Raw genomic sequence first — 15,832 nt, 5'->3', positions numbered from 1 at the left:
TTTTTTAATAATGAACTACTAATAATAAATTATTAAATATCTAAATGAAATATAATGTTGATATTTGAATTATAATAATGATTTAGTTATAATAATTGAGTTATAATAATGATTGAATTATTATAATGATATAAAATATAAATAAATATTTATATATAATCATATCTGTATTTAAATATCATTGAACATGATAAATATATAAGTTATAATCATGAAAAGATATATTCATGAAAATTTAATAATTAAATAATTTAATATTTAATAAAATTATTTGAAATTTAATAATTAATTTTAATAATTAATAGTTTTTAATATTCGAGATGTCTTATGATAATTGATGGAATTGAATTAATAGTATTGATTCTTCTTATTTTAGCTTTATCAATATTCATAGATCTAATTTTTGGTGAATTACCAGCAAAAATACATCCGGTTGTTTTCATTGGAAAACTCATTGATTTATTTTCTAAAAAGCTTTTAAAGATTGAAAGTAGAATATCTGGATTTATTTTAACCATTTTAGTTTCAATTATATCTATAGTTGTTTTCTCAATAATTTTATTTTTATCTAGCTACAATATAGTTATTTTCGTCATTGTTTCTGCAATAATTCTTTCTTCGACATTCTCAATAAAAATGCTTCTTTTTTCAGCTAGAAAAATCAAAGAAGATTTAGAAGAAGGAATTGATATAGCTAGAAAATCCATGTCTTATCTTGTTAGTAGAGATACAGCTGAACTCAGTGAAAATCTTATAATATCTGCAACAATTGAAACTTTGTCTGAAAATATTACAGATTCAGCTATAGCTCCTATATTCTACTATATTTTAGTTAATATAATATTAATCTTAAGTTTTTTAATTATAAGCTTTATAAATCCACATATTCCAAATATCCCAAATATTCATCTTCAAACAATATATTCTCTTCCTTTATCTATATTTACTGTAATAGTAGCTATTTTAGTAGCTATAATTTATAGAATCATTAATACACTTGATGCAATGGTTGGATACAAAAATGAAAAGTATATGATAATTGGATTTGTCCCAGCTAAATTAGATGATATTTTAAATTATATTCCAGCTCGTTTTGGAGGAATAATGATTGTTTTAGCCTCAATGATATATAAAAAATTAGGAAGTAAGGAGATAGATTGGAAAAATTCCTATAAAATCATGAAGAGAGATGCTAAAAAACCTCCATCTCCTAACTCAGGCTTTACTATGGCCGCGGTAGCTGGTAGCTTAAATATTTCTCTTGTAAAAAAAGGTGTATATGTTATTGGAAATAATATAAATCCATTAAAAAGAGATTATATAGAAAAAACAGCTAAATTATCGAGATTTGGAATATATTTAGCTATTTTATTTTTAATATTATTTTTAATATTAATTTTATTTTTAATATTTTTAATTTTTTAAATTATTATCTTAATAGACTTATTTTATCTATTATATTTTATTTTTAATTATATTCTTTAATATAGCCATTCTGACAGGAACACCATAAAAAGCCTGCTCAAAATACTTATTATACTTTGTATTATCAACATCTGTAGCTATTTCATCTACTCTTGGAAGAGGGTGCATTACAATAAGATCTTTCCCATTTATAAGATCTTTATCAATAAGATATGCTCCTTTAATTTTTGAGTATTCTTCTTCATCTGGAAATCTCTCTTTTTGGATTCTAGTTACATATAAAACATCAACTTCATCAATAATATCTTTTAAGTTATTAGTTTCATGAAATTTAATATTATTTTTTTCAAGATCATGAAGAGTTTCTTTTGGCATTTTTAACTCATCTGGAGATACAAAACTCATTTGAGCATCAAACATTCCAAGAGCATAAGCAAGAGAATGTACTGTACGACCATATTTTAAATCTCCAACTAATGCAACATTCAATCCTTTGACTTTATCAAAATTTCGTTTTATAGTGTATAAATCAAGTAGTGTTTGAGTTGGATGTTGACCAGCTCCATCACCAGCGTTTATTACAGGAACATCAACAATGTCTGTTATGAATTTAGCTGCTCCCTCTAAATTATGTCTTATAACAAGAGCATCAGAGTAAGCTTCAAACATTTTTGAAGTATCGGCTAAACTTTCACCTTTAGATACAGAACTACCTGCACTACCTGCAAAACCAACACAATCTCCACCAAGACGTTTCATAGATGTTTCAAAAGAAAGTCTAGTCCTTGTTGATGGTTCAAAAAACATCATTCCTAATATTTTTCCACCTAATTCTTCTGAACTTTCTTCAGATCTAGCTACTTTTTCAAGATTTTCTGCTTCATCTAAAATAAATTCAATATCTTTCTTTTGAAAATCTTTTATTGAAATAACATCATTTAGATTGAAAATTTTAACCACACTCTGATAAAAACTATTTATTGTATTGTAAATTTATTATGAATTTTATTATAAATTCTATATAAATTATTCATTTAATATTTATTTATTAGTTTAATTATTTTATTATTTCTAATAAATTATTTGATTATAATTGTTATCATCATATTATTTATTATTAAACTTTATTATAGCTTTCTTCCAAACATTAAATATCCACTATGCCCAACCATTCTTGTTTTAGGCCGTGTCCCTTGGGTTCTAACTTCTATTTCCCTTTCTAAAGTTTCTATAATGGATAAATCATTGAATCCTAGTTTTTTAGCTACTCTGTATGATGTCTCTATTTGATCTATGTATGGAGCATACACAGCTAAATAACCACCAAGATTTAAGCATTCATAAACATTTTCGAATATTTCATATGGTTTTGTAAGGTCAAGAAAGACTAAATCAATTTTTTCTTCATCAATTCCGGTTTTTATATCTTTATTTTTAATTTCAATAATATTATCTAATCCAAAAGAAACAATATTCTTTTTAGCTACTTCTGCAAAGTCTTCTCTAATTTCATAGCTATATACATTGCCTTCTCTACCAACTATGTTTCCAAAATTTAATGCAATAGCTCCAGCACCAGTTCCTGCATCAACTACTCTACTTCCACTTCCAAGACCAGTTTTTGCAACTACAGTACCAATATCTTTTTGGATTAGTATAGAACATCTTCTATCCATTAAATCAATAAAATCATTAACATTAGGTTTGATAACTTTAAACTCTTTATCTAGATGAGTTATAAGAGATTGACCAACTTCTGCTTTAGCTATATCTTCTTGAGATATGATTCCTAAATCACTTTGGAATTCACTTTTTTGATCAATGAGATATTTTTTTCCTCTTTCATCCATTATAATTATCAATTCATCACCGTTTAAAACTATTACTTCTAATTTATCTATATATTTTTAATTAAAATTATTTATAGTAATATTTCTATTATTTATATATTTATCTTGTATTATTAATACTTTTACAAATATTAGTTTAATTCTAACAGATTAATTTTTTTATTATAATTTTTTTAAAAATACTTTTCAAAACCTCTCTCAAAAGCTATTTAAGCTTGATTTACAAAATAAATTACATGGATAATTTCATAAAACATCCTCTTGTGAAACCTAACACTGCAGAGGCACGTATTTATCAGCAAGTATTAGCTGCTGGTGTTCTTAAAAATGGAAACACAATGATAGTAGCTCCGACTGCCCTTGGAAAAACTCTCATAGCTGTTCTTGTAGCTGCAGATAGGTTAAAAAAGATTCAAGGTTCAAAAGTCTTGATTTTAGCTCCAAGTAAACCATTAGCTATACAACATGAAGAAAACTTTAGACATTTTCTTAATGTTAAATGTACTTCAATCACTGGAGCTATAAAAGCTGATGATCGAAAAAAACGTTGGGATGAATCTCAAGTAATATGTGCAACTCCACAAACAGTAGAATCAGACTTACTTAATGGACGATATGATCTTTCTAATGTTTCTCTTCTTGTTTTTGATGAATGTCACCATGCTGTTGGATCTTATGCTTATGTATATCTTGCTCAAAGATATGTTAAAACAGCTAAAAGTCATCTCATTCTTGGTCTTACAGCTTCTCCAGGATCTGATCAGGGAAAAATTAGAGAAGTTTGTGAAAATCTTTTTATTCAAGATGTTGTTGTTAAAACAGAAGAAGATCCTGATGTAAAACCATATTTTAATCCAATTGAAATTGATTGGGTTAAAGTTAAAATGAGTAAAGAGCTTGAAAAGATTAAAGATCATATTAATAAAGCTCTTAAACATAGATTAAAAATGCTAAAGAATTTAAATGTTATTCCAACTATTTCTGTTAATAAAATTGATATTCTTAAAGCAAGAGGAAATGTTCAAAATAGGATAGCTAGAGCTACCACCCCTCCAAAAGAATGTTATCAAGCTATTTCTATTTTAAGCGCTGTTATAAATCTTCAACATGCTCTTGAATTACTTGAAACTCAAGGTGTAGCTACTTTTAATAAATATATAGCTAGACTTAGAAAGAAAAATACTAAGGCAGCTAAAAGTCTTTTCCTAGATGCAGATTTCTCACAAGCCATTATGTTATCACAACAAGCTGAAAAAAATGGATGGGAGCATCCAAAACTTAGAAAATTGATAGAAATATTAAAAGAAGAACTAAAAATCGATGATATTAGTCAAACAAAACTAACTAACACTAATAAAAACAAATCCCAAGAAATTAGTAACAATAATAATACAAATATCGAAAATGAAGATAATGGTAAAAATCTTAATAAAAAGCGAAAAATAATTGTATTTACTCAATTTAGAGATACACTTGAAATGATTTATCAGAAATGTGAAGCTGAAGGCATTAAATCTGTTAAATTTTTCGGTCAAGGATCTAGAGATGGTGAAAAAGGCCTTACGCAAACTGAACAAAAGAAAATTATTAAGTCTTTTAAAGTTGGAAATTATGATGTTTTGCTTTCAACTAGTGTAGCTGAAGAAGGAATTGATATTCCTGCTGTTGATTTAGTTATACTTTATGAACCTGTTCCTTCTGAAGTTCGTATGATACAAAGAAGAGGACGAACTGGAAGAAAAAATTCTGGTAAAATGAAAGTTTTAATTGCTAAAGGAACAAGGGATGAAGGTTATTATTGGGCAAGTTTAAACAAAGAAAAAAGAATGAAAGAACAACTTGTTAATAAAGATGCTCTAAAAAACTTGAATCAAAAATCTTTAGATAAGATAAAAAATGAAGAAGTTAATTCAAAAATTATTGGAAAAAAAGTTGAAATTGGTGTTGAATTAGATAATGAAGTTAGTTCAGATGATTTAAATAAGAAAAATATCGAAGATAATATCAATATTAACACTAATACTGATAAATCCAATGATTCTAATGAATCTAATGAATCTAATAAATTTAATAATTCTAACAATTCTAATAAAAGTATAAACGATGCTATTGATGAGTTAAAGCTTTCTAAAAATAAAAATAAAAATGTTTTAGTATATGCTGATTCAAGAGAAGGAAATTCTAATGTACTTAGAGCTTTAGATACAATTAATGTAGATGTGAGAATTAAAGCTATGAGTGCTGGTGACTATCAAGTTAGTGATGAAGTAGCTATTGAAAGAAAAACAGCTAAAGATTTTACCGATTCCATTGTAGATAAAAGACTATATAAACAAGCAAGGACAATGCAGGAAGAATTCAAAAATCCTATCATGATTTTAGAAGGTGATGATTTTTATTCTGGGTTTTTATCTCCTGATGCGATTCGAGGATCTTTAGCTTCTATAGCTATTGATTTTGGAATTTCAATTATTCCTACTCGAAATCCTGAAGATACAGCAGCAATGATTAAAAGAATAGCTATTCGGGAACAAAGTGATAAATCAACTCCTATTCAAATAAGAACAGAAAGAAAGCCTGCAAATATATGGGAACAGCAGCTATTTATTGTTGAGTCCTTACCAAATATTGGACCAGTGACTGCTAAAAAATTACTTGAAAAGTTTGGGACTGTTCAATCTGTTATTAATGCAAATGATAATGAATTACAAGAAATCGATGGAATTGGTAAAAAAACAGCTGAAAATATCAGAAAAGTTTTAAACAGTGAATATCTAAATTTTAAAAAGGATAATAATGATAAGAAATTGATATAATCTTACCATTCTATATCAGTATAATAATAAATAATATAATAAAAAAAGAAAAATTAGGGTAATAATAGCAATATATTATTTTATTTATTATATTCTTAAAATTATAACCAAATATTTTTTGATTTTAAAGTCATAAGTCTTCAAATAGTTTCCAAATTTCAGGATATTTTTTAGAAACAGCTTGATCGATTAATTCCGATGCTTCCTTACTAATACTAAATTCAGGCCTTGTTTTTCTTAAATATCTGAATACTGCACTAGATTTTGCAGACCATAAAGTGATTCTTGGATTCTTTTCAATTATTTTTTTAACTTCTTCAATACTGTCTAATTCATAATCATTTAAAACAATTTCTTCTGTTTTTTCAGATTCTTCAATTTCTTCAGGCTCTTCAATTTCTTTTAAATCTTCCTTTTCTTCTGATTTTTCTCTTTCAAGGGTATCCTCAATACTCTTTTCAGTAATCAACTCTTCTGTGATTACATCAACGTCTCCTTCTTTTCTACCAACTTCTTCTTCTATTTCTTTTATTTCTTCAATTACATCATTATCAGTAATATCAGACTCATCTTCATTTTTTTCTGGTTCTGTTTTTTCTTCTTCTGTTTTTTCTGTTTCAATGTTTTCATTTTCCTCTTCTTCTGAATTAGAAAGAATATCTTCTAAAGTTAATGAAGATTTATTTGATTTTTCTTCTTCTGATTCATCAATTTTTGGTATTAATGAGTCTAACCCACGGCCCAATCCTCTTTTATTATCTTTATTATTTTTTGCCATTTTTACCCTTACCATTCTTTAATTCATTGTTTAATTAATAAGTTTTAACTCTGATTTTTTTCTTCATCTAATTCTAATATTTCTTTAGCTAATTTTAAATAAGATCTAGCCCCTCTACTTTCCTCATCATATGCTATACATGGCATTCCATAACTTGGTGCTTCAGCTAAACGTATATTTCTTGAAATAACTGTTTTAAACATATGTTCTTTATCTCCAAAGTATTTTTTAAGTTCAACATAAACTTCTTTTCCAAGTCTAGTTCTAGAATCATATAATGTTAAAACAATCCCTTTTATTGGAGATGGACTTTTAAGACGCTCTTCAACTAAATTAATTGTATTAGTTAAATCAGCTAATCCTTCTAATGCAAAGTATTCTGCCTGTATAGGTATTATAAGACTATCACTTGCTACTAATCCATTAACTGTTATTATTCCAAGTGATGGTGGAAGATCAATGATTATATATTCAAAAATATCCTTAATTGGAGCTAATAACTCTTTTAAAACCAGATGATAATTATCTAATTTACTTAATTCAACTTCTACTCCACTTAATGAAATATTACTTGGAAGAATAAATAAATTATCAACCATTGTTGGAATTATAGCTTTTTTCACACTTACTTGACCACTTATTGCTGAATAAACAGTATTTTCTAATTCTTGTTTATTAATTCCAAAACTTGTAGTTGTATTTCCTTGTGGGTCCATATCAACAATTAAAACTGATTTTCCCAATGTTGCAATTGATGCAGATAAATTAACAGCTGTTGTTGTTTTTCCACAACCGCCTTTTTGGTTTATTATAGCTATTGTTTCTCCCATGATTTCTATTTCCTTTATTTTTAATCAGTATAAGGTTTTATCAATTTATTTTAATTTTTATTAATTTAATTTAATTTTATTATAATTATTTATTATTTTTTATATTATTTGAAAATAAGATATAAGTTTTAATTTTTAATTTATATATTATCATTTATACTATATAAGTTTTAAATTAAAAGTGAGTAGTTTTTATTTATAACTTATTAGTTATAACTTATAATTTTATACTAACTTATAATTTATTTCTTATAATTTTTAACTTTTTAGTTATTTATTATAAATTATAAGTTATAATAATTTAATTATAAGTTTTAACTTATAACTTATTTTTTATTAATTATAAGTTTTAATTACTAAATTTTAACTTATAACTTATTTCTTATAAATTTTAAGTTGTAAATTATATTTTATAATTTATTAGTTATAAATTTTAATTAGTAACTTAAAAGTTATTTATTATAAAGAATAACTTATAACTTATATCAAATAATTTAAAACTTATAAATTATAAAATATAATTTATAATATTTAATAAATAACTTTTAATGAATAACTTAAATATAATAATTTTTAAGTTAAATAATATAAGTTATAAATTATAACTTATAACTTATATTTTTATTAAAAATTTTTTCTATAAAAAATATAATTAAAAATCTTGTAGAGAAAATAATAGATAAGTAATAAATATTAAATTGTGGTAAAGAATGATATCAAAAAAGAAAAATAAAAGAAAAAATTAGCTATAAAAATCAATAGCTATAATTTAGTTATATTTAAATAAAAACAAATTTAGGTTTAAACTTGTTCATCTTCATCAAGAGCTAATCTCATGTTATCAGGATCTTGTGGTAAGTGAGCTAAGAAGTCTTCTGCAGATCTTCTAACATCTCTTGAACCAATAATATATCTTCCTACAACAATTATATCTGCTCCAGATTCAATAGCTTCGTCCACTTTTTCTGGAGTGATTCCACCAGCTACTGCAACAAGGCCACCTGAACCAATCATTTTCTTGATTTCTTTGATATTGCCCCATTCAGTCATATTACTAGTATCTTCACCTTTTTCAGCCATTGAAGTTTCAAGATCCACATTTCTGTGTAAAAGAACTATATTAGGTTTAAGATTATCTTGTATTTGATTAAGTTTTTCAGTAAAGTTATCCACATTCATCATATCAAGGATTGAATAAATTCCTTGTTTTTGAGCTTCATGGATAGCTTTTTCTATTGATTCAATTGTTCCAAGTCCAGAAATAGCTACTGCATCAGCTGTCTCATCAGCTGCCATCTTAATTTCAACACGACCAACATCAAGAGTTTTAAGATCAGCTATAATAAATGCATCTGGTCTAATTGCTCTAATTTTACTAACTACACCTACACCAAACTTCTTAATAAGTGGTGTTCCTGCTTCAAGTAATACTCTTTCCCTGTCTGGCACAGCATTGATAATTTTTTCCATTGTATCAAGATTATCAAGATCAAGTGCAACTTGGACATATGGAGGAGACCATAGTCTTGTAACTTTGAATCCCATAATTGGATGGGTTCCTCTATCTTTTTCATTTAATACTTTATCAATTCCTGGATAATCAGTCATTGCTCTTCTAATAGCTAATTTTGTAGCTCCATAGTTATATTGATAAATTTTTCTATAATCTTTAGCATCAGGATGAATAAATACACTTACCATTATTACTATTTCTTCAGCCTTTTCTTTTGGAATTAAACCTTCTTCTACAGCATCAGCTACAGCTCGACCAACTGCAGTTTGAGCAGGTCCAAATATCTTGCTTGCATCATCTAAATCTCCAACAGTTACTTTTGGAATAATTAAAGTAGCAGGTTTAGTCATTAGATTAGGTCTAATTACAGATAATAACGGAGTATGTCCAATTGAGAGCTGTGTCATACCATTTGCAAAAGCAGTCCCAGCTGCTCCATTTTTGTCACCGATTATTAAATCAACGTGAGCTAATTCGTTTCCATCCCCAACAAGGGCTTCTCCTATTTTATACATTTTATATTTCTCCAAATAATTGAATGAATTTTTTAATAAATTGGATATTATACATTGATATCTTTGTTTTTAGCTAATATAATATTTCCTATTATTACAATAAAATGAATAAATAAAATTTTAAGTTAATTCATATTTTATGGATTAAAGTTCTTTAATTAATAAACAATGCCTTGATATTATATATTTTCATATAATATTAAATATTTACTTTAAATTTATTTTAATATATAATTTTAGTGTTTATTTGAAGATTATTTTTAATATATAATTTTATATTAAATTTTTAAAGTCAAGAATTAGCTAATAGAATGAATGAGACATGTGAAATATGGGATTAGGTGAATAACAACTTTTAGCTAATTACTTGACTAAATTTATTTATTTACAAAACCAGGACTTATTATATAATAAGCCCTTGGGCATATTTTCCGCCAATTATAGTTTATTTATTATTATATTTATATTTATCTATTAATTGAGTGTTTTTGAGCTTAAAAATTGTTTTAAAACATTTTTATTGCTTTTAGAGTCTAAAATTAATCTTATTTACTAATATTTAATTAATATAATAAAATTATCTTCATTTAGAAATTTTATTATATCTTAAATATATTGTATTATATATGATAATGTTTTATAAAATTGCTAAATAATTATAAAAATAGAATTATTTTTTGAAATCAGAAGAAAATAAAAATAAATAATGAAATTAAATAAAAAATGAATTAAAAAATGAATTAAAAAATTGAAAATTAAAAGGAAAATAAAAAATATTATTGGAAATTTATTCTTTCAGATAAATTTCTTGGTAGAGGTAATTTTCTGAATGGTTTTTCCATTGATTTAGATAAAACTTGATAAACAACTTCATCAATTTCCATGTCTTTTTTCTCTTTTGTTTCCCTTATTGTAACATTTAATATGTTGGTTTCGATTTCTTTATCTCCAACAACTATTGTAAATGGAACCCAATCAGTAGCTGCATTTCTTATTTTCTTACCAACTCTTTCATCTCTATCATCAACATCGACTCTAATGTTGTTAAGAGCTAATTCATCAGCTATTTGATTCGCAAATTCTAAGTGATTTTCACCAACAGGAATTACTCTAACTTGAGTAGGAGATAGCCATACAGGTAACATTGGTTGCTTTTCATTGATTTCAATAGCTGTTTTTTCAAGTAAACTGCAAATGACTCTTTCAATACTTCCAGTAGGACTACAATGAAGTATAATAGGATGTTCTTCTTTTTCATCTTGGTTTAAATAGTTAATATCAAATCTTTTACCACTTTCAACATCTATTTGCACAGTGGGATTTTCTATTGGTCTTCCTAAAAAGTCCATAGCTGCAAAATCCATTTTACAAACCCAATAATGTTTTCTTTCTGGTAAAATTTCTAATATAACTGGTTTATCTAATTTTTTAGCTGTATCAAACATCCATTGTTTATTTTCATCATAGAAGTCTTGAGTAGCTCTAAATATTACTTCATAATTTACATCAAAGTCTTTACCAGTTTGATTACACATATCAACTTGATTTCCAAATTCAATTAGGGATTGATCCATATCAGCACATATTGAGTGCATATCAGGCATTGTAAATCCTCTAAGTCTTTTAAGACCAACAACTTCTCCTCTTTTTTCAAATCTGAAACTGTAAGTTGATAACTCATAAACTCTAGCTGGAAGATTTTTCCAAGTTAAAAATGAATCAGCTAAAACCCTAAATGCACCAAAACAACATGCAAATCTTAACATTAATTCTTTTTTAGTGTGAATTTTATATTGTCTTTCTCCAAATTTTTCTGCATGTTCTCTTATAGCATCGTTAGCTAAATCATACATTACTGGAGTTTCAATAGGCATGGCTCCTCTTTCAACCACTAAATCATAAACATAATCTGATAAAAGATCCCTTACAAGTCTTCCCTTTGGATACCATTTCAAGTGTCCAACATCAGCTGCACTTTCATAATCTGCTAATTCTTTTTCTTTCATTAACTTAACATGAGGTGGTTCTAAATCTTTACTTTTACCAGTTCCAAGCTCATATTTAGCTACTTTTTCTAAATCAGATTTTTTCTCATATTTATAGCTTTCTGCTTCAATTAACTCTTCATTTTGGAGTATATAGAATTTAGATGGATGATTTTCTTCTTCTCCTATTCCATCAGCTGAAATATCAATAGCGTCGATGGATCTAGATAATTCTGATAATGGATGGCCTTTACATGAAATTTCAAATGACTTATACCAGCCAAATGGAACTCTTGAAACTTCTGCACCAATTGCAGATAATTCATTTTCAGCCATTTTTAAAATTTCAATAGCTGCCTTTGGAGAACTAAGTGATGATGATAAATGAGCATATGGATAAAGTACTATTCTTTCAGCATTTATCTGACCATTAGTTGTTTTTATTTCATTGATTAAATTAGCTACAACACCAGCTGGATTTTTTTCATCTGATTTTTCTACAGCTGTAAAGACAACAAGTGCTTCATTAAATTCTCCACTTTCTTTTTCTTTTTCAATTTCTTCAGCTATTGGTGTCTTATTTTTAGTTTTATATTTTAAATAATCGGAATGTATTAACAATACTCGCATTACATCACCTAATTTTTTTTAAAGAATTTTGTTATTTGTAATTATTTAGATAAATATTTGTAAGAATTAATTTTTCAAAGTTTAAATATTATTTTATGATTCAGATATTATTTATAGATAATTATATAGATGGTTATATAGATGGTTATATAGATAACTATATAGAATCATTAAATGTTACAGATAATTATTATGTAAATATTATATTTCAATTAATATATTTTTTATATATTTTTATTGTACTTGAATTTAATTTAATTGCTTTAATTTAATTAGTTATTTTTTATAGTTGGAATTTGTAATGTTTATTGTTAAACATAGATTTCAACTGTAAATATCCTCTAGAAATTTGCTTTCTAAAGTTTGATTTTATATTTAAAACTTTTTATTTAAAACATTGAATTTATTTTGTTTTTAATAATATTTAATATTTTTTCTAATTTTTTATTAACATCTCTGTTAAAAAAGTTTATTTTCATTTTTCATATTAATATATCTTTAAATTGGTCGTTTTCATTTTTATATGATTTTTAAGCTCATTATTCTTATATTTTGAAAAAAATTATTTTTTAGAGGATTTTTACTAGTTTTTCTATGAACTTTTGATAGTTTTTTTAACAGCTTTTTACAATCTATTTACTAGATTTTTTACTACTTTTTTAATAATTTTTATGTTTTTATATTTTCATCTTTAAGGAATATCTATTTTATAATTAGTTATAAATATTAAAAAATCTTATAATATACTTAGATTATGATTTAATGATAAAAAATAATATTTTTAAAAATAGTATTTTTAAAAATTTTAAATATATGTAATTTAAAGGAAATTATGCAGAATAAAACAATTGATTCACTTAAGAAGTTAGGATTATCTACTTATGAAGCTATGGTGTATTTATCTTTGACCTATATGATTTCAGGAACAGCTACTGAAATTAGCTCTAATTCACAAGTTCCAAGAACTAAAATTTATGATGTTTTAAAATCTCTTGGAGCCAAAGGTTTCATTGAAATTGAAAGAGGTAGACCTTTAAAATATAATGTTGTATCTCCTACTGATGTTTTTCGCCTTTACAAGCAAAAAATAATCGATGAACTTGAAGAAACTGAAATGGAGCTTAATTATTCTTATGAAAGTCAATTATCTAAGATTCCTGCACCAATATGGTTAATTCATGGTTCTGATAGAATCATTAAAAAAGAACTTGAGATAATTTCTAGAACTAAAAAAACCCTTAGTTTTCGGATGGGCTTTCTTTTTAATCAAGAAGCTGAAATTTTAAAAGAAAAATTTGAAAAATTAATTAAAAAGGGTATTGAAATTAATATATTAGCTACTGAATATTGTTATGTAGATAACAAAAAGATAGATGTTTTTGACTCTTTTTCTGATACTGGAGTTACCATTTTTAAGGCTGATATTCCTTTTGTAAAATTAATTGTAAGGGATTCTGTTGAAATGATGCATATTTTTTCAAAATTTTCAGGAGAAAATAAAAATGTGTTATCTTCTTCAGCTATTGGAGTTTGGAATCAATATGAGGAAATAGCTAAAAATTACGACGAACGTTTCTTTACTGCTTTAAAAAAAAGGTGAAATTTAAAAAAGACTAAATTTAATTAATATAATTTAATTAATATTCTTTCACATACCATTATTTTTTATTTATTTTATTTATTATTTTATTTATTTATTATTTATATTATTTATCAATAATTTTAATTTTATTAATTTTATATTTATATTTCTTATTTTATTTTTATTATTATCATTTTTCATTTATGTTTTTTTAATATCAATATAAATAAAAAATGTTTCCAGAGTTTTTAGTAAAATTGAAGAAAAATCTTTTTTCATGTGACATTGATTTCAACTGTAATATTTAATGAATTCTATTTTTAAATCACTTTAAATCACTTTAAAAGATTTTTTTTCAATGTTTTTCCCATTTATAATAAAAATAAAATTAATAATGTTTATAATGATTTTAATAAAATATTTAAATTATTAATTTAATGAAAAACTGATTTAAATATTATATTATCTCATATAAAGCCTTGTTAACATTAATATTGATTTTTTAATCATTATGTATATTTGTATATTAATTGTTTAATAATTTTGAAAAATCATAATACACTTGAAGGTAACCTCTATTCAGTATCATAATTATTTTTAATATTCTATATACATTATATATATTATTAATATATATTTACACTTGAAATATATGTCTATACAAATTTATATAATAACAATATATTTACATTTTATAGAGTGAGAGGTATATTGCAAGTGAAGAATAAAATAGTATATTGTATGAATGAAGACGTATATTTCCACTGAAAATACTTGAAATACACCTCTCACTGACATATCTACAAGATTAAAATAAATATTTTTAAAAAAATTTTATTTATTTGGATGTTTATATATTTTAATGCTTTTATTATTCTTTGATAAACTTTTAAAACGTTTTTATCTAGTTTTTATTTTTTCATTTTCATTTAATTTTACACTTGTAATTTACCTCTTCATATTTTTCTTTTTAAAAATTTCGTTACACTTGCAATATACCTCTCACTTGTCTTTAGATGTATTTTCACATTTTATTTTATTATTATGATTTTTGATAAAATTAATTTTTTATATTTTTAATTTTTTCACATTTTTTAATTTTTTTGGGAAATATATTTTAAGATAATAAGGTTTTTTATATCAATTATTAGATTGTTCTAATTGTTATGTTTGTGTTTAGGAAATTTTTATAATAATTTGTAGGGATTTTTCAAAAATTGTTTTTTTCTCAAAATTATTTTAAATTTTTTGAATAATTTTATTTTTAATTTTTTTTTCAAAACTCAGTTCAAAATTTAGTTCTCATTATTTTTTTTATTAAAATTTATAATGGTTTATTTTTTTTATATTTAATTGATTAATTTTTATTATCAATTTTTTCATTCTTATTTTTATTAATATTCATTGAATTTTATAATTTTTTACATGTTTTTTATTAAAACTTTTCAATAGCTTTTATTTTTTATAATAAAATTTATTTATTTTTTTTAAATTTTAAATATTTTTTTTAAATATTTTTTTTATTATTCTTTTCCAATAGTTTTTTTTAGGATATTATTATTTCCTGTCTAATGATTTTGAAAATTTTTTATTTATTCTCATTAAAATGAAAATATAAAGATATTTACACTTGAAATATACCTTTAATTTTTTAGAAAAATTATAGTTTTTTCATTGAAAATATTACCATTTTCATGATATTTTATATAAAAAATATGATATCTATTTAATTTTAAAAATTAGCTTTTTTAATAATTTTTCAATAATTTTATTCTATTATATTATTTAAAAACACATTAAAGATTTTATTAGCTTTATCACACAAATAAAAAGAATAAATATAAAATATAACAATTTATATTAAAAGAATAATTTTAAAATTAATTTAAATATAATAATACCTACATA

The 15,832-nt window shown here is 24.1% G+C and carries 9 protein-coding genes; 3 read left to right on the top strand and 6 right to left on the bottom strand.

The features are described from left to right. Window positions 1-327 precede the first annotated feature (327 nt). Window positions 328-1,425 (top strand): cobalamin biosynthesis protein, encoded by a 1,098-nt coding sequence (locus tag KQY27_RS02880; protein WP_224425074.1) that lies wholly within the window; start codon window positions 328-330, stop codon window positions 1,423-1,425. Between the two features lie 30 nt (window positions 1,426-1,455). Here the strand turns inward: KQY27_RS02880 and pyrB are convergent, their stop codons facing one another. Further along, complete coding sequence (gene pyrB, locus KQY27_RS02875; protein WP_224425073.1) at window positions 1,456-2,385, bottom strand: aspartate carbamoyltransferase; 930 nt, start codon at window positions 2,383-2,385, stop codon at window positions 1,456-1,458. A gap of 167 nt (window positions 2,386-2,552) precedes the next feature. Further along, a complete protein-coding gene (locus KQY27_RS02870) occupies window positions 2,553-3,287 on the bottom strand; it encodes a tRNA (adenine-N1)-methyltransferase (protein WP_224425072.1) in 735 nt (244 codons plus the stop codon). 224 nt (window positions 3,288-3,511) lie between these two features. On the opposite strand from KQY27_RS02870, the gene KQY27_RS02865 reads away from it, so the two are divergent. Then, window positions 3,512-6,091, top strand: coding sequence for a DEAD/DEAH box helicase (locus KQY27_RS02865; RefSeq protein WP_224425071.1), 2,580 nt, complete (start codon window positions 3,512-3,514; stop codon window positions 6,089-6,091). Between the two features lie 130 nt (window positions 6,092-6,221). On the opposite strand, the gene KQY27_RS02860 is transcribed toward KQY27_RS02865, so the two are convergent. The 4 genes from KQY27_RS02860 to KQY27_RS02845 all read right to left on the bottom strand — a co-directional run bounded on the left by KQY27_RS02860 (window position 6,222) and on the right by KQY27_RS02845 (window position 12,342). Next, a complete protein-coding gene (locus KQY27_RS02860; protein WP_224425070.1) occupies window positions 6,222-6,869 on the bottom strand; it encodes an AAA family ATPase in 648 nt (215 codons plus the stop codon). A gap of 44 nt (window positions 6,870-6,913) precedes the next feature. Then, on the bottom strand, window positions 6,914-7,699 hold the full coding sequence (locus KQY27_RS02855; RefSeq protein WP_224425069.1) for an AAA family ATPase: 786 nt from the start codon (window positions 7,697-7,699) through the stop codon (window positions 6,914-6,916). 801 nt (window positions 7,700-8,500) lie between these two features. Then, window positions 8,501-9,727 (bottom strand): bifunctional 5,6,7,8-tetrahydromethanopterin hydro-lyase/3-hexulose-6-phosphate synthase, encoded by a 1,227-nt coding sequence (locus tag KQY27_RS02850; RefSeq protein ID WP_224425068.1) that lies wholly within the window; start codon window positions 9,725-9,727, stop codon window positions 8,501-8,503. Between the two features lie 776 nt (window positions 9,728-10,503). Continuing rightward, window positions 10,504-12,342: a threonine--tRNA ligase gene (locus tag KQY27_RS02845; RefSeq protein ID WP_224425067.1), complete on the bottom strand. Its 1,839-nt coding sequence runs from the start codon at window positions 12,340-12,342 to the stop codon at window positions 10,504-10,506. A gap of 832 nt (window positions 12,343-13,174) precedes the next feature. Between KQY27_RS02845 and KQY27_RS02840 the strand changes: the two genes are divergently transcribed. Then, window positions 13,175-13,942: a helix-turn-helix domain-containing protein gene (locus KQY27_RS02840; RefSeq protein WP_224425066.1), complete on the top strand. Its 768-nt coding sequence runs from the start codon at window positions 13,175-13,177 to the stop codon at window positions 13,940-13,942. Window positions 13,943-15,832 lie beyond the last annotated feature (1,890 nt).

This window comes from Methanobrevibacter sp. TMH8, assembly GCF_020148105.1.
Classification (GTDB): Archaea; Methanobacteriota; Methanobacteria; order Methanobacteriales; family Methanobacteriaceae; genus Methanobinarius.
Note: the sequence above shows the minus strand (reverse complement) of the source record. Positions and strands in the feature narration are given on the sequence as shown.